Genomic DNA, 15,010 nt, shown 5'->3' on the forward strand with positions numbered 1-15,010 from the left:
GGTGGCCGCAATCGTGCAGCCACCGCCAAATTCAATGAATATCACCGTCCCTCAGCGGTTTTGGTACGTTACCACGTCAACGCATCGACGCCATTGAGTAGAACTTCGCGTTCTTGTAGTGATACAGGTTGTATGAAGCATTGAACAGCTTGCCATTAGACAGGAATGCATCATCCTCGATGCAAATCGCGGGGTCCCCCTCTTCAAGCCCCAACTGGCGCGCAGCCTCCGCGCCCAACCAGTCCATATGGATTACTTTGTCGGTGAAGCCGAAACGCAATCCCAGATCCTCACGCATATATCGGTACAACGACCCGGATGCTATCTCCTCATTGAGGAACGGCACATATTCCTTGAGATACCAAGCTGTCTCATAACTAATCGGTAGATCATCCACGCACCGCAGACGCACCACACGCCACACCGGTGCATCCACGTCGCAGCGCATACGTTTCGCCAGTTTCTCATCCGTGCGGGTCAAAGCGAGCTCGCGCACCATCGAAACAACCTTCCGATCCGGGAAGTCAGCCGCAATGCCATAGGACGTACTGATTGGCATGTACATGCCCTCACGGTCCTCGCGCACAAATACGCCAGACCCACGTACAGGAAACACCTCACCCGCCTCAGCAAGCACAGCGATAGCACCACGCACGCAATACCGAGATGCCCCATACTGCTCAATGAGCTGATCCTCCGTGGGTAGCTTATTGGTCTCAGAGAACTCCCCCGCGGCAATACGACGCTCGAGGTCCGTTGCCAATTCATGCTGCTTCGCAGCCATAATTACTCCTCCTATGGGGAAAACCATGCGGCCAGCGATATCTTCGACATCGAGACACCTCATATCACCAAACGCCACATAACCTTCAAGTATTCGAATAATTTCAAGTATATGGCGGAACCACCTGAAACCACGGCATAATCCCGACATTTGAAGGCCAAAGTCTTTATGGAGACACGCCACCTTACCCCAAAATTCATTCGAATGAATTACGCTTACGAATGAAATCATCCATAGCCCGGACACAGCGGTCGGCATTCCATAGGAGAACACGCATATGGGCGCATCCAAATTAGTATTCATCGACATCGACGGAACACTGCTCGATAGCAGTCATCATATTCCTGAGTCCGCGCGCAAGGAGTGCCAGCGCGCGCAGCAAGCCGGGCACCGGCTGTTCATTTGTTCAGGCCGTGCGGCGCTGGACATCGATCCGCCGGTGCTCGAACTTGGGTTCGACGGCATCGTATCCGACGGCGGCGCATGCGCCAAGCTCGACGGCGAGACCATTATCGACGAGCACATGCCCGCTGAATCCGTCCGCATGGCGACCTCGTTCTTCACCGCACACTCCATGCCGTATGCCTGGCACTGCCCCGACGGCATGCATGCCACCGAACGCTACCTGCACCGGCTCGGCATCTGGCGCAAACTGCTGCGGCATCCGCAGATGCGCAGCTCCTGGCATACCATCACCGACTATTCCACCCCTCTGCCATTGGTCCGCAAGGGCACATTCTATATTCCCGAAGATGGCAGCCTCACCATAGAGGACGTGCAGCACGCACTTGCAGGATACGCGACCATCATCCACGGATCCATCCACGCCTCCAGCGACGACAACGGTGAAATTCTTATCCCCGGAGTCAACAAGGGAACCGCGCTCACCACCATTGCTCAGCGTCTCAACGTGCCGATAGCCGATACCATCGCCATTGGGGACAGCGAAAACGATCTTGAGATGATTCAGGCCGCAGGCATCGGCGTGGCAATGGGCAATGGCACAGCACCTGCCAAGTCAGTCGCCGATATGATTGCGCCACACGTCGATAACAACGGCTTGGCTGCAGCCCTGCATCGGCTCCTGCCATAACAGCCGCCCGCTGTGCACTTACTGCTATCGCACGGCGGTCATCGCCTCCACGAACTGCCGCACCGCCTCCGATGGATTAATCGGATAGAACAACCCATAATCGATGGTTACATTCCACTCCACCGGCATGGTGCGCATCATCGGGTGGATGTCGGTGCCGAACGTTCGCGCAACGATGAGGTCGCCATTGGCGGCACAGGCATTGAACTCCTCAAACGTGTATTGCTCCATGTCGATCAACGTGACGCCGGGAACCTTGTCCAGCAGGTCACGCGCCCGATCCATCGCATCATTGTTGCCGGTCTGGGGGATATGGATGCGCTGGCCTTCCAAATCGCTGAGGCGAAGCACGGGAAGAGGCTCTGCGGACAGTGGATTCGACACCGGAACACCCATGTGCAGCGGGTACTCCCCCAGCTTCAGCACTTGGCAAGGATATTTCTGATGTTCCGGCGAAAAGCCGTTGGCCGCCACATCCACCATTTCGCCGAGATGATCGAGTGCATTCATGTATCCGTCGGGCGAATCCGACATGGAAACCAGTTCCAGACGCAGGTGCTGTCCACGTTGTTCAAGCCAGGCCGAGGCGCGCGGCCAGAGTTCCAGCAACGGAGTCGCCGGGCGAAGCATCGAGATGGCGAGCCGGACCGTCATGTTCTGTCCATGTTCCAGTTGACGCGCATGGCGCAGCGCCTGTTCGCTTTAGCGAATGAGATCCTTCGCATCCTCGATCAGCGCCTGACCGGAAGTGGTGAGCCTCACGCCATTGCTGCTGCGCGCAAAGAGCGTAAGCCCATATTCGTTCTCGAATCCAGTGACTTGTTTGATCAACGCGGTCGCCGAAAGATGCAACCGCCTCGCCGCCTGATTGAAACTGCCGCATTCCGCCACCGCGATGATGGCATCCAAACGTCGGTCATACATGAGCATCTCCTCCTTCGCGCGGCTGATTTCAGTCAGCTGGTTGAAATCAGTTCACACCAAAAGAGTGAACTCATATCATAATAGGGAGCAGCAGGCCACCGCATATACTCACGCGATTCCCTACAATGCAACGCTTGGAAGCGCCACCAAAGGGCTATTCATGATCATGGCGCAACATAAGGAGAGCATCGCACATGCCGCCATTATCAGCGCAAATACAAGGTTCCGAGCACATCAACAAGCCCGCGGGCAATGATTCGTTCATGAACGGCAGCATCATCCTGATTATGGCGGCCGCCTTCTTCTACATGGCCGGTACGATGATGGGCACCACGCTCATCGTCGGCTACTCGCACGCCTTGGGAGCGAGCGGAGAGTTCGCCGGCATCATCGCCGGCACCATGAACATCGTTTCCCTGTTTTGCCGGCCTTGGGCGGGCCGCCTCAGCGACCGTATACCGATGAAGCAATTCTCCATCATCGCCGTCCTGCTGATGATTGCAGCCAATGCCGGCTACATGGCATCCCCTCATGCATCAACGCTGTTCGCAGCCCGAATCATCAACGGCATCGGATTTTCCGGCCTGTCCGTATGTCTTGCGGCTTGGATGTCTTCGCTCATCCCACTGGCACACATCGGTAAAGCCATGGGGTATTACGGCTTGGCCAACGCCCTGGCTATGGCGCTCGGACCAGCTGTCGGCATTCGCATATGCACTTCCCTAGGCTATCGCGCCGCTTTCGCGGTGACCACGGCGGCGATGATCGCGGCACTCATCATGGTGTTGCTGGTCCGCCGTGACGGCTCACGATCGACGCCACGGACGCGCGCCAGGGAATCCACGCCACCGATTACGCCGACACAACAACCGCAGCATCCTACCCTCCGCGATCGCGCAGAGCAGGTGATTTCCATACGCGTGATTCCCGTGGCGGCGGTATTCATGCTGTTCGCCATCCCCTATTGCGCCACGCAGTCCTATATCGTCACCTATACGGAAACCCGCCATCTGAGCGTCAATGTCAGCCTGTTCTTCCCGCTCTATGCCGTGGCACTGCTGATTCTGCGCGTAGCAATGCGCAACATGTTCGATCGACGCTCATTCCGCTGGTTCCTATGGTTCTGCGCTGCATGCATGATTGTCGCGCTCGGCGCGCTGGCCGCGCTCAACAACAACGGCATATTACTGATCGCCTCGATTTTCATGGCCGCATCGTACGGCATCATGAGTTCGGTCAGTCAATCCTCCGCCGTACGCCTGGCAGGCACCGGCCATGGAGGCCGAGGCAACGCCACGTACTACATCGGACTTGATCTGGGCATGGCGTTGGGTCCGATCATCGGCGGAGCGCTCTACGCCAATGTTGATTTGGCATGGTTCTATCCGATATTGATGCTCACCATGCCAATCGCCATCGGCATCTATCTACTGATGAATCGCAATGGGGTAAATTCACGCGTCCGCCGCCCATAAGACCGCCTTCAATACATCGCCGTCCAAAAAGCGAACATTTCCCGCATCCCTTTTCGACCCCTGCCACTACTATCCAGTCCCGGCTATTGGAAAAGAGAGGAAGGAAGTTCTTATGGCCGCCATTACTATCGCAACTATCACCACCCTTGCCGCAGCAGCGCTCTGCCGCCTGTGAGGTTACGAGCAATAGTTTTTTCATAGGTCGCTGTGCGATGTCCTGATTGTTCAGAGCATCGCACAGCGACCTTTTTCTATAACAGATCAGTACAACTTCGGATTTTCGCTCTTTCGCCAGGTATCACACACGCAGCAGCTCCGCCGGTGTTATGTCGTGGCAATATTAGGATAAGTAACGAACACTGGTCTTCAATGAAGAACACCGTTTCAGACAAAGGAGCGATTATGACCGTCAATCTATACGATGTCACTGCCGACCTCACCCCGGAAGGACTGGTGGAATGGCAGCGCATGGTTGCCGGCGAGGTCTATGAGGATTCCCACCCGGAAATCGAACGCAAGCGCGTGGAGGCCAAGAAACTGTTCCGCGCTTACAACCAGCTTGATTACGATCAGGAGGCCGAACGCCGTGCGATTATGGAGCAGTTGTTCGCCGCAGTCGGCGAGGACGTATTCATCGAGCCGAACTTCCGCTGTGAGATGGGCCGCAACATCACCATCGGATCTCATGCCTACATCAATTTCGATTGCGTAATGCTCGACAACGCACCGATCACTTTGGGCGACTACGTATGGATCGCGCCGATGGTGGGCCTCTTCGCCACCAATCATTCGCTTGATTTCGAAGAGCGTAAGAACGGTGCCTGCCAAGCCAAGCCGATTGTGATTGAGGACGGCGTGTGGCTTGGCGGCCATGTGACCGTGCTCGGCGGTGTGACCATCGGCCGCGGCTCGGTAATCGGTGCAGGCTCGGTGGTCACCAAGGATATTCCGGCCGGCGTGGTCGCGGTAGGCAACCCGGCCCGCGTACTTCGCCCGATCACCGAAGCGGACAAAACCGGTTTCTGCGAGCGCATCGCCGCACGCAATATCGTTGCATCCAATCAGCTATGAGATGAATATGACACGCCGCACGCACGAAACGTCATCCTTGCATATATAGTTCATTTTGAGATATATCGGCTTGCGATATTACTGAGTGAACCATAGGAATGCCATATCAAGGAGAAACAAGATGAAGACTCTGGTGCTCGTATTCCACCCGTCTCTGAAGGGCCAGTCCCACGTCAACGCCGCTCTGGCCGAAGCCGCCGAGGGCTTGGAGAACGTGACCGTGCGCGATGAGTATGCGCTGTACCCAGACGGCAAGATCGATGTCAAGGCCGAACAGGCCGCCATCGATGCCGCCGACCGTGTGGCGTTCCAGTTCCCGCTGTACTGGTTCTCCTCCCCCGCCCTGCTGAAAACCTGGGAGGACGACGTGCTGGAGCACGGCTGGGCATACGGCTCCGAGGGCCATGCTTTCGAAGGCAAGGAGTTCGGCGTGGCCGTCTCCACCGGCTCGCCGGAATCCGCCTACCAGCCGGAAGGCTCCAACAAGTTCGTCATCGACCAGGTGCTCGTGCCGTTCCAGGGAACCGCCAACTACGTCAACGCCACGTGGCTCAAGCCGTTCGTGACTTTCGGTTCCTTCGGCATCACCGATGAGGCTCTGGCCGAGTCCGTCAAGAGCTACAAGGATTACCTGACCAAGTAACCTCGGGTTTCCTCAATCATCACGGCTCCTTCCACTGTGAAGGAGCCGTTTTTGCATGCATACGCATCCGATGCATCACAATCAATACAGCGGCAACACCAAATCGGCATCTTCAAGATACGGGCGGCACACTTCGGCGCAATACTGCCAAATACGATGCTCACCTTCTTCGGATATCCATTTCGGATTGATGCGCTTGCGCCGCTTATTGCCCCAGAATTCGCCGCCTTTCCCCTCGACAAGGGGTGAAGTAGCCATCATCACACTGGTTCGCGCCCCATATCGCGCGGTGCGAATAAACGGCAGCCACAATACAAGCAATGGCAGCATCCACGGAGACTTTCGCATTGATTCGCGCTGCAACGAGGTCGCAGCCGATCCGGGTTCCACAGTATTCGCCGTAACATTGCGCACACCAGCCGCTTTGAGCTGCGCATCGAACTGTCGCATCAACCACCAGACATACAGTTTGGAGAGTCCGTAAGCGCGAACCATCGAATAATGACGCTCCAGTTCGATATCATCAAGCATCGGCCGTCCACCCTGACGATAGGATTCGCTGGCCACGGTGACGATGCGCGCGGATTTACTGCGCTTGAGTACCGGCAGCAGCAGATTGGTCAGCAGAAACGGCGCAAGCGTATTGATGGCGAACGTCTTCTCATGACCTTCCGCCGTGACTTCCCGTTCGGAGCCGAATTGCCCGCCAGCATTATTGACAAGCACGTCGAGTCGGTCGTAAGTGGCGGTGATCGCGTTTGCGAATCGCACGACTTCACTCATCAGCGACAAGTCGGCTACATGAGCTCGTACATTGTGATTGCCGGTTCGCTCGACGATCCAGTCACGCACTTCCTGTGTTTTTTTGGGGATTGCGACCATGCATGATGATCATATGCCCCTGGGCGGCGAGCGCAAGCGCCGTCTGTTTGCCGATACCACTGGATGCGCCGGTGACCAGAATGACTTTGCCGGCAAATGTCGCGTTGTCGGGTTGTTTCGTATTGTCCATGGCAGTCGATCATGCTTTCCGATTATGATGTAACAAGTGTGACATCATTGACGATAGCCATCAAGTTTCAGTGACCGCAAGGTGCCACGGCACGGCGATGACAGAACGAAAGGAATTGTGACATGGCGCATGCACCTCAGACTGGGGCATCAGATCGGCAGTCCGCAGATGACGGCGACGGCATCAAAGCCCGCAGACTCGCCACCCTGCATCGCAATAACGAGGAATCGAACGCTTTTGTACGCGAATGCATCGAAGCCGCGCTCATTCAGCTTATGGAAACGAAACCGTTCGAATCAATCACCGTCACCGACATCGCCAAACGAGCCGGAGTCTCCCGCAATGCCTACTACCGTAACTACACCTCGAAAGAAGCGATTTTAGATGGTTTTCTCTCCGCCATTTTCGAGCGAATCAATCAAAGCCTATTGCAATACGATCCGATGACACAAACCCGCGAAGCTTGGCTGGCCATGCTTGTCGGCGTACGCAGCATCGCGCCGCAGTATCGACTCATTCTTGAAGCAGGCCAAGGCGCGCGCATTCGCGAGGGGATGCGTGCGAGCATGAACCGCAGCTCCGAACGCAGTCAGATTGGCCCGCGTTATGCTGCCTGTTATTGGGCGGGCGCGCTATGCGAAGTCATCGACCAGTGGGTGCTCAACGACATGGATGCACCTGACGAAACGCTGGCCGACATCATGACCGATCTCATGCTTCATGGCGTCGCCACCGCCGAGCGCTACCATACCGGATGCCAAGCAGCCTGACCAGCGAGCCTTACCTCACAGTCGGTCGGCGACCAAAGCGCAATGCTCTCGCACCACGGCAGCGGAAGCGCGGAATTTCGCGAGCTCCTCATCGCTCAGATGAAGGTCTACAAAATCGCCTACGCCACTGCCGTCAAGCGCGACCGGGAGCGACAGGAATACATCGCGCTCATCGTATTCATATTCGCCGCTGATCAACGTGGATACGGACACCACGCTGCGCTCGTTCCAGAGCATCGTTCGAATCAACCCGGCGACGGTGGCGGCAATGCCGTAGCTGGTTCCGCCGCGCAATCCTTTGATATCAAGGCCGCGCTTGCGGGTCTGCTCCTCGATGCCGGCCAGTGTGACGCCCGGATATCGGTCGCGATTGTCTTCCAGATACTGCGCGAACGATTTACCGATGAACGAAACCGTGGACCATGGCACGAATTGTGAGTCGCCATGCTCACCGATCACATACCCCGACACCAGTCTGGGATCGAGATGCGTGGTTGTGCCGATAATCGCTTTCATACGGGAGGTATCAAGCGCAGCACCCGAACCGAATACCTGCGCGCGCGGCAAACCGGTGCGTCGCCACGCGAACCAGCTCAACACATCGACCGGGTTCGACACCATGATCAAAATGCCGTCAAAACCCGAATCCTTGATGTGCTTCAGTATAGGGTCCACAATGTCGATGGCCGCATCGAGTTCCTGCATACGGGTCTCGCCTGGCTTCGGTTTCGGCCCAGCCGTGATGACCACCACATCAGCACTGGTGCAATCCTCCCAATCACCCTGACGAATGGTGATGAATCGGCCGAGGAATTCGGAGCCATCAGCCAAATCCATAGCCAAGCCTTTTGCTTTGTTTGGATTATGGTTGATGAGCACCAGCTCATTGCACAGCCCCTGTTCCACAATGGCGCTGGCCACCGCCGACCCCACGCTGCCAGTGCCTACAATCACCACCCGATTGTGATGCGACGCAATCACAAGCTTTCCTTTCCCTACGCGAGCTTTCCCGCAACTCGCAACCTCTGCCAAGAACCGACCCGCATCACTTCACTGCGGTGAAGAAGAAGCGCGGGAACGGGAAGATAACGCTGCCGTCCGACCGGGTCGGGTAGGCTTCACGCACTTGGGCAAATACCTTGGATTCAAACACGTTGCGAGCGGCATCATCCGGCAGCGCTTGCAGATATGGGCGCAGTCCGGTGCCGCGATACCAATCCATGATCGCCTCATGCGAAGGCAGCGTATGCATATACGAGGTCTTCCACATGCGGAAACGCGCCGCGTGCTCATGCAGCAATTCCCAATATTCAGGCGGCGTCAGATTATAGAATTCCCTCTGTTGCGGCAATCGATCCGCATATTCCGACGAATGCACGATTCCGGCGATGATGCGATGAATCGGCTCCTCATAGTTCATCGGCGTCTGCACGGCAAGCATGCCGCCATGCTTGAGCTTGGCAAGCAATGCCGGAATCAGTCGTTCATGATTCGGCACCCATTGGATGCAGGCATTGGAGAACACCACGTCAAAATCACCGGGCAGTGCGGCTAGCGCTTCCGGATTTGACGCATCGCACAGCGCGAAATCGATATCAGGGTGTGCTTTGCGCGCGGCTTCAATCATCTCCGGCGAATTATCGACGCCGAGAATCATTGCCTTTGGATAGCGTTCGCGCAGCACGGCCGTGCTATTGCCCGGCCCACAGCCAATATCGAGCACACGATTGACCGTGCCATCATCAGGAGGCAGCTGCATTGCCAAGTCGCGCGAGGGCTGTGTGCGCTCGTTCTTGAAACGAAGGTACTGTTCGGAATCCCATACAACCATGCGGCTCACGCTAGCCCGAGAGCCCTGTAGCGTCCATATTACCGATCATATTTCGAACAATTCTTACTGAGTACATATCGGATTCAATCAGCATCTCCGCGGTCCATAAATGACCACTTTCACCACAGTCATCAGGCCATGAGCTGCGCACTATTAACCTATTTCTCTTCTTTTGCTCCGTTGTGTTCGCACAATTCAAGGAAAAACACCCGGCCGCCGTGTAGTGCGCAACCCACTAAGACCAAGAATCGTTGCAATTCCGCCATTTGCTTTATCTGCAACTTGTTATGACCATCAGAATCCTCTGCACAATTTGCGGTTTCTACTTGATTCGCCACGTTGTGCGCAACAATTACTCATCATTCGCCTTGCTCGCGTCCACAAACCAGCGAAAGTACCATAGATACCAAGTCAATTCACAAGGAGCAGTCACCATGAAGACCTTGGTACTAGTATTTCACCCGAATATGGCGAAGTCCCACGCCAATGCGGCGTTGATGGCGGCAGCGCAAGCCCTACCCGACGACGACGGCTCTACGGTCACCGTGCGCGACGAATATGCGCAATACCCGGATGGCCGCATCGACATCGCAGCCGAGCAGCGTCTCATCGAGTCGCATGACCGCATCGTATTGCAGTTCCCGCTATACTGGTACTCCTCCCCCGCCCTGCTCAAGGAATGGGAGGATCAAGTGCTGGCATTTGGATGGGCATATGGGCCGGACGGCAGGGCGCTTGAAAGCAAGGAAATCACGGTAGCCACCACGGCCGGCGGCCCGGAAAGCGAATATCAGACGGAGGACAACGGTGCCACCATGCGCGAAGTGCTCTCGCCATACCGCATGATGGCCCGTTACGTACATGCCACATGGCGCGAACCGTTCGTAGTGTTTGGCGCGATGGAGCTCTCCGACGAGGCACTGGCCGAAACCGCCAAGCAGTATCAAACATTCCTTACAGACTGAAAGACCGATGAACTTCCGGACAGAAAACGGCTGGGTCCAAGGTCACTGTCAATGAGCCCCATTGACACGGATTTCCCATCCTGCCTTCCACAGGCGCGTAGCTTCATTACCGCCTACGAACGATAGGACACTGTCTCCGAGTTCCCCGAACGCCAATCCACTTCATCGCTTCGCGCAGTACTGCCTGTAGCAGTTCCAAAACCGGCAGTACTGCGCGAAGATCCACCCGTCGCAGACCACTTCGGCGTACTGTTGGACACCCAGCCGGCCAACTCTATAGCGTCTATACTGGAATGATAACGCAAACATCATTGCAATTACTGGAATAGCGAGGCGGCAATCATGGATAATGCAAAGAGGTGCGAGGAACAACTCCCCTATCATTACGACGACCCGAGCATCATGGACGGTCAGCTCGAATATCAGGAAAAACTCTGGGAGTTCAACCAGACGCATCCCACGGACCAAGCCGGCAAGCAGAAGCTCCTCAGGGAGATGTTCGCCGAAATCGGCGAAGGTTGCCATGTTGAGACGCCGGCGCACGCGAACTGGGGCTTCCATCATGTGCATATGGGCAAAGGCGTCTACTGCAACGTGAACTTCACCTGCGTGGATGACGCAGACATCACCATCGGCGACTGGTGCATGTTCGGCCCGAACGTGGTCATCGCCACGGCCGGCCACCCCGTGTTGCCGGTGCTGCGCGAACACCACTACGTCTATGCGATTCCGGTCACGATCGGCCGCAATGTTTGGATCGGCGCGAATGTGACTATCCTGCCGGGTGTAACTATTGGCGATAACTGCGTCATCGGTGCCGGCTCGGTGGTGAGCCGTGATATTCCGGCAAACTCCGTAGCCTACGGCGTGCCCTGCAAGGTCGCGCGCCCGATCGGTGAGAAAGACAGAGATTATTACTGCAAGAATCGCAAGCTCGACGTGTGGGATTAGCGGAGCCTAGGGCAGGGCTTCAGCAGGTTACTTTCCGGCTTCTGCCGAATCCTCCTTGAGCGCACGCAGCAACGCTTTGTCGCGCTGTTCGATGACACGCCTGCCATCCTCGCCCTGCCAGGAGAAGAAACCACGCCCGGTTTTGGCACCGAGGTTGCCTTCCTTGACTTTTTCAGCGAGCAGAGGCGAGGGACCGGTACCGTTGTCCATGTCGTCGAACAGGTAGGTGCTGATGTTGTAGAACACGTCGAGCCCGCCCAAATCGATGCTGGCCACAGGGCCGACCAGATTCCAGCGGCGGCCGAGGCTGTATTTCATCACGTCGTCCACGGTGGCGGCGTCGGCGATGCCTTCCTGAATGATATGGAATTCCTCGCGCAATACGGCCATCTGCAGTCGGTTGCCCACGAATCCCAGGGATTCCTTCTTGATTTTCGCCGGCTTCTTGCCGATGAGCTTCATGAGGTCGAAGGTCACGTCCACCACATGCGGGGCGGTATGGGCGCCAGGCACCACTTCCACCAACGGCATCAGCTGCGCCGGGTTCCAGAAGTGCGCCACCACGAATCGCCCGGGGCACTCAAGTACCGACTGGATTGCCGTGGGGCTCAGACCCGAAGTATTGGTGGCGAAAATCGCATCCTTTGGCGCGAACTGTTCGATTTCACGCCACACCTGCTGCTTGACTTCAAGGTTTTCCGCCACCGATTCGATGACGAAGTCGGCGCCGGCCACACCTTGCTCATAGCCAACAATCGGCGTGATACGGGCGAGCACATCCTCCACGGTCTCACCGGTGTGCAGCAGCCCGGCACCGGCGAAGGCCTCGGCATCAGCACGAATACGGCCCATCGAACGGTCCAACGAAGCCTCGCTGCGCCCGACCAGTCGCGTCTCGTAGCCGGCGAGCGCGAACTGCAACGCAATGGCATGCCCCATAGTGCCTGTGCCTACGTTCGCAATTACCTTGATATCATTCGCGTTCTTGACGTCCAGTGCCGCCGCGCCGCCATGCTCCTGTGCCATAACCGCCATCTCCATTCATCTTCGTCATTGATGATTCGGCTCAGTTCCCGATTATGCCACTGATTACGCGTTCACTGCAGCTGCGGCAAACGCAGAATCCTTCCAACGCAACAGTTCGAATACCAGCACATACGCCAGCAGCAACGCGGAGGCGAGGAACACCGCTCGCAATGCGAGATCAAGCGAGGGCAGGAATGTGGCGACCACGCCGAACACCGCCACGCCGATTGCGCCGCCGACTTGACGGAACGTGTTGAACATGGCGGATGCGATGCCGGCCTGCGAAGCATCCACACTTTTCAGCACCACACCCGCCGCAGCCGGTGTGGTGATGGCCGCACCAAAACCAACCACGCTGAGCCCTGTGGCGATTACCCAAACAGGAATCGGCTGTGGAGACAGGAACTCGAACAGGAATCCGGCGATCATAATGGACAGCCCCAAAGTAATCGAGAATTTCGAGCCACGTGCGGTCACGATGCGCCCGCCCATCAGGTTGCCGAAGATGGTCACGAATGCGGACGGCACGAACACCAGACCGGCCGCGAACGGATTCATGTGGAGCTCATTCTGCAGGAACATCGTACAGATGAACACCATGCCGTACCAGTTGAAAATCATGATGAAGCCGATCTGCAGCGCCACTTGCATACCGCGAACGCGGAACAGGCCGAGCGGCATCATTGGATACGCAACTTTGGCTTGCGAATACCCGAATGCCATGAGCGCCACCACGCCAATAATCAGCAACACCAGCGTTGCGGGCGCAGCAATGCCGGCGGAACCGACCTGAATAATGCCGGCGACCAGCGTGCTCAATCCAATCAACGCCAGCACCTGGCCAATCCAGTCGAACTTGGTCTCCCGCTTCGGTGAAGGCGCGATGCGCGGCACGACCGCCAGAATCATCAGGCAGAACGGAACATTGATAGCAAACACCAGGCTCCAGTGAACCGGCGTCAGCAATCCACCGAGCAACGGCCCCACCGCCGAGGCCGAAGCGCCGCCCGCACCCCAAAGCGCCAGCGCCCATGCGCGATAGCGGGGATTCGGACTCGCCTCATTGATCAGCGACATCGACGCCGGCAGCAACAAAGCCGAAGCGATGCCGAGGATGCAGCGGCCAGCGACCAGCGCCATCATCGACCATGCGAAGGTGCAGAACAGCGAGGCCGCACCAAACAGCGCCGCGCCGATGATGAAAATGCGCTTGGCGCCGAACTGATCGGCCAGACTGCCCGCGAGCAGCAGCAGAGCTGCGAACAGCAAGGTGTAGCCGTCCACCACCCATTGCTGCACGGCCATATCACCGCCCAGTTCCTTGGCGATGGACGGCAGCGCCACATTGACGATGAGCACGTCCATGCCCGCCAGGAAGGAAGCGACCGCGGCCGCAGCTGTGGTGAGGTTTGAGGAAAGCTTCGATACGGAACTCACTGGTATCCTTCATACATATACTTTTGATTACTGCGTGAGATAGTGTACGCTTGAGAAACATTGGAAAACATTGGTTTGTTGATGATTATTGTTTATAGTGTGTAAACCATTGGTTTATAAAAGGCTTCATCATGTATGACAAGCGTTTGGATGCGGTGATTGCGGCGGCCGATACCGGCAGTTTCGCCGGCGCAGGCAGGCTGCTGCACATCTCCACACCGGCATTGGCCAAGCAGATCAATACGTTCGAAAAAGAATATGGACTCACGCTGTTCAATCGTTCACGAAGCGGCGTGGAACTCACTCCGCAGGGGCGTGATTTCGTCGCCGATGCGCGGCCGATCATGCATGAATGCGATGAAATCATCAGCCGCGCGCAACGCCGTTCGGCAACCAGCGTCGAACCCGTGCGGCTTGGTGTTTCGGTGTTGCGTTCCGGCCGACGCGTCCTCGACCTTTGGCAGAAGGATGCCGGCAAGCATCCGGAAATCCGTTTGGAACTGGTTTCCCTATCGGACGACACCACAACCGTCAGCGATATCATCACGCATCTGGGTGAAGAGGTGGATATGGTGTCCACCGCGTTTGATCCTGAGTATTGGGCACAACATTGCAGCACTCTGACGCTTGATTTCGAGCCCCTTTGTCTTGCAGTTCCGCGCGATAATGAACTGGCACGCAAGCCGATTATCACTCTGGATGACCTCGAAGGTGTTCGAGTCCATATTCTCAAGCAACGCAGCGGTGGTAATGACACGGCACGAACGTTACTCGCCGAGCATCCTGGCATCACGCTCGTTGACATCGACCACTATGACCTCGACACTTTCAACGAATGCGCTCAAGACGGCGACGTGATGATTTCAAAAACCATGTGGGCTGGCGTACATCCGCAGTTGGTCAACGTTCCCGTGGATTGGCCCGAACCGGTGGGTCTTTCCTACGGCCTGCTCTATCCGCTGAACCCTTCCCCAGGCGTCGCCGCGTTCATCGCGCGCATTCGGGAACTCGCCGGAACCTCATCCTGA

Annotated in this window: 17 protein-coding genes; 8 read left to right on the forward strand and 9 right to left on the reverse strand. The window is 56.8% G+C overall.

The window, feature by feature from the left end; translation table 11 throughout:
* Positions 1–76 precede the first annotated feature (76 nt).
* Positions 77–784, reverse strand: a complete 708-nt coding sequence (locus G1C97_RS08195) for a GntR family transcriptional regulator (protein WP_169241352.1) — start codon at positions 782–784, stop codon at positions 77–79.
* A 277-nt stretch (positions 785–1,061) separates the two neighbouring features.
* Between G1C97_RS08195 and G1C97_RS08200 the strand changes: the two genes are divergently transcribed.
* Positions 1,062–1,877, forward strand: a complete 816-nt coding sequence (locus G1C97_RS08200) for a Cof-type HAD-IIB family hydrolase (protein ID WP_169241353.1) — start codon at positions 1,062–1,064, stop codon at positions 1,875–1,877.
* A gap of 24 nt (positions 1,878–1,901) precedes the next feature.
* On the opposite strand, the gene G1C97_RS08205 is transcribed toward G1C97_RS08200, so the two are convergent.
* Positions 1,902–2,531: a hypothetical protein gene (locus G1C97_RS08205; RefSeq protein ID WP_169241354.1), complete on the reverse strand. Its 630-nt coding sequence runs from the start codon at positions 2,529–2,531 to the stop codon at positions 1,902–1,904.
* 48 nt (positions 2,532–2,579) lie between these two features.
* On the reverse strand, positions 2,580–2,807 hold the full coding sequence (locus tag G1C97_RS08210) for a helix-turn-helix domain-containing protein (RefSeq protein ID WP_169241355.1): 228 nt from the start codon (positions 2,805–2,807) through the stop codon (positions 2,580–2,582).
* Positions 2,808–2,995: 188 nt separating this feature from the next.
* On the opposite strand from G1C97_RS08210, the gene G1C97_RS08215 reads away from it, so the two are divergent.
* The 3 genes from G1C97_RS08215 (at position 2,996) to G1C97_RS08225 (ending at position 5,990) form a co-directional block, all read left to right on the forward strand.
* Positions 2,996–4,276, forward strand: a complete 1,281-nt coding sequence (locus G1C97_RS08215) for an MFS transporter (protein ID WP_169241356.1) — start codon at positions 2,996–2,998, stop codon at positions 4,274–4,276.
* 402 nt (positions 4,277–4,678) lie between these two features.
* A complete protein-coding gene (locus G1C97_RS08220; protein ID WP_205832573.1) occupies positions 4,679–5,347 on the forward strand; it encodes a sugar O-acetyltransferase in 669 nt (222 codons plus the stop codon).
* Between the two features lie 121 nt (positions 5,348–5,468).
* Entirely contained in the window at positions 5,469–5,990 is a 522-nt protein-coding gene (locus tag G1C97_RS08225) for an NAD(P)H-dependent oxidoreductase (RefSeq protein WP_169241357.1), read from the forward strand.
* A gap of 81 nt (positions 5,991–6,071) precedes the next feature.
* Here G1C97_RS08225 and G1C97_RS08230 read toward each other — a convergent pair whose 3' ends face one another.
* Positions 6,072–6,872 (reverse strand): SDR family NAD(P)-dependent oxidoreductase, encoded by an 801-nt coding sequence (locus tag G1C97_RS08230; RefSeq protein WP_169241358.1) that lies wholly within the window; start codon positions 6,870–6,872, stop codon positions 6,072–6,074.
* Entirely contained in the window at positions 6,835–7,002 is a 168-nt protein-coding gene (locus tag G1C97_RS12415) for an SDR family NAD(P)-dependent oxidoreductase (RefSeq protein WP_169241359.1), read from the reverse strand. Before G1C97_RS12415 ends, G1C97_RS08230 begins: the two co-directional genes overlap by 38 nt.
* A 122-nt stretch (positions 7,003–7,124) precedes the next feature.
* On the opposite strand from G1C97_RS12415, the gene G1C97_RS08240 reads away from it, so the two are divergent.
* Positions 7,125–7,772 (forward strand): TetR/AcrR family transcriptional regulator, encoded by a 648-nt coding sequence (locus G1C97_RS08240; protein WP_169241360.1) that lies wholly within the window; start codon positions 7,125–7,127, stop codon positions 7,770–7,772.
* A gap of 15 nt (positions 7,773–7,787) precedes the next feature.
* Here the strand turns inward: G1C97_RS08240 and G1C97_RS08245 are convergent, their stop codons facing one another.
* Entirely contained in the window at positions 7,788–8,753 is a 966-nt protein-coding gene (locus tag G1C97_RS08245) for an L-lactate dehydrogenase (protein WP_169241361.1), read from the reverse strand.
* A gap of 64 nt (positions 8,754–8,817) precedes the next feature.
* Positions 8,818–9,603, reverse strand: coding sequence for a methyltransferase domain-containing protein (locus G1C97_RS08250; protein ID WP_169241362.1), 786 nt, complete (start codon positions 9,601–9,603; stop codon positions 8,818–8,820).
* Between the two features lie 434 nt (positions 9,604–10,037).
* Between G1C97_RS08250 and G1C97_RS08255 the strand changes: the two genes are divergently transcribed.
* Together G1C97_RS08255 and G1C97_RS12420 are read left to right on the forward strand one after the other, a co-directional pair.
* On the forward strand, positions 10,038–10,568 hold the full coding sequence (locus G1C97_RS08255; protein WP_169241363.1) for an NAD(P)H-dependent oxidoreductase: 531 nt from the start codon (positions 10,038–10,040) through the stop codon (positions 10,566–10,568).
* A 339-nt stretch (positions 10,569–10,907) separates the two neighbouring features.
* A complete protein-coding gene (locus G1C97_RS12420; RefSeq protein WP_417852222.1) occupies positions 10,908–11,519 on the forward strand; it encodes a sugar O-acetyltransferase in 612 nt (203 codons plus the stop codon).
* 27 nt (positions 11,520–11,546) lie between these two features.
* On the opposite strand, the gene G1C97_RS08265 is transcribed toward G1C97_RS12420, so the two are convergent.
* Positions 11,547–12,545, reverse strand: a complete 999-nt coding sequence (locus G1C97_RS08265; protein WP_169241365.1) for a 3-hydroxyacyl-CoA dehydrogenase family protein — start codon at positions 12,543–12,545, stop codon at positions 11,547–11,549.
* A 63-nt stretch (positions 12,546–12,608) separates the two neighbouring features.
* Entirely contained in the window at positions 12,609–13,982 is a 1,374-nt protein-coding gene (locus G1C97_RS08270) for an MFS transporter (protein ID WP_335341354.1), read from the reverse strand.
* 155 nt (positions 13,983–14,137) lie between these two features.
* Here G1C97_RS08270 and G1C97_RS08275 point away from each other — a divergent pair, with 155 nt between their 5' ends.
* The gene (locus tag G1C97_RS08275) at positions 14,138–15,010 is read left to right on the forward strand and encodes a LysR family transcriptional regulator (protein ID WP_335341357.1); all 873 of its coding nucleotides are present in this window, start codon (positions 14,138–14,140) and stop codon (positions 15,008–15,010) included.

Source organism: Bifidobacterium olomucense, assembly GCF_012932375.1.
GTDB lineage: Bacteria > Actinomycetota > Actinomycetes > Actinomycetales > Bifidobacteriaceae > Bifidobacterium > Bifidobacterium olomucense.

Excerpts from the sequence above, each read along its gene's own strand:
- G1C97_RS08195 (WP_169241352.1), bottom strand. The coding sequence starts at position 784 with ATGGCTGCGAAGCAGCATGAATTGGCAACGGACCTCGAGCGTCGTATT.
- G1C97_RS08200 (WP_169241353.1), top strand. The coding sequence starts at position 1,062 with ATGGGCGCATCCAAATTAGTATTCATCGACATCGACGGAACACTGCTC.
- G1C97_RS08205 (WP_169241354.1), bottom strand. The coding sequence starts at position 2,531 with ATGACGGTCCGGCTCGCCATCTCGATGCTTCGCCCGGCGACTCCGTTG.
- G1C97_RS08210 (WP_169241355.1), bottom strand. The coding sequence starts at position 2,807 with ATGCTCATGTATGACCGACGTTTGGATGCCATCATCGCGGTGGCGGAA.
- G1C97_RS08215 (WP_169241356.1), top strand. The coding sequence starts at position 2,996 with ATGCCGCCATTATCAGCGCAAATACAAGGTTCCGAGCACATCAACAAG.
- G1C97_RS08220 (WP_205832573.1), top strand. The coding sequence starts at position 4,679 with ATGACCGTCAATCTATACGATGTCACTGCCGACCTCACCCCGGAAGGA.
- G1C97_RS08225 (WP_169241357.1), top strand. The coding sequence starts at position 5,469 with ATGAAGACTCTGGTGCTCGTATTCCACCCGTCTCTGAAGGGCCAGTCC.
- G1C97_RS08230 (WP_169241358.1), bottom strand. The coding sequence starts at position 6,872 with ATGGTCGCAATCCCCAAAAAAACACAGGAAGTGCGTGACTGGATCGTC.
- G1C97_RS12415 (WP_169241359.1), bottom strand. The coding sequence starts at position 7,002 with ATGGACAATACGAAACAACCCGACAACGCGACATTTGCCGGCAAAGTC.
- G1C97_RS08240 (WP_169241360.1), top strand. The coding sequence starts at position 7,125 with ATGGCGCATGCACCTCAGACTGGGGCATCAGATCGGCAGTCCGCAGAT.
- G1C97_RS08250 (WP_169241362.1), bottom strand. The coding sequence starts at position 9,603 with ATGGTTGTATGGGATTCCGAACAGTACCTTCGTTTCAAGAACGAGCGC.
- G1C97_RS08255 (WP_169241363.1), top strand. The coding sequence starts at position 10,038 with ATGAAGACCTTGGTACTAGTATTTCACCCGAATATGGCGAAGTCCCAC.
- G1C97_RS08265 (WP_169241365.1), bottom strand. The coding sequence starts at position 12,545 with ATGGCACAGGAGCATGGCGGCGCGGCGGCACTGGACGTCAAGAACGCG.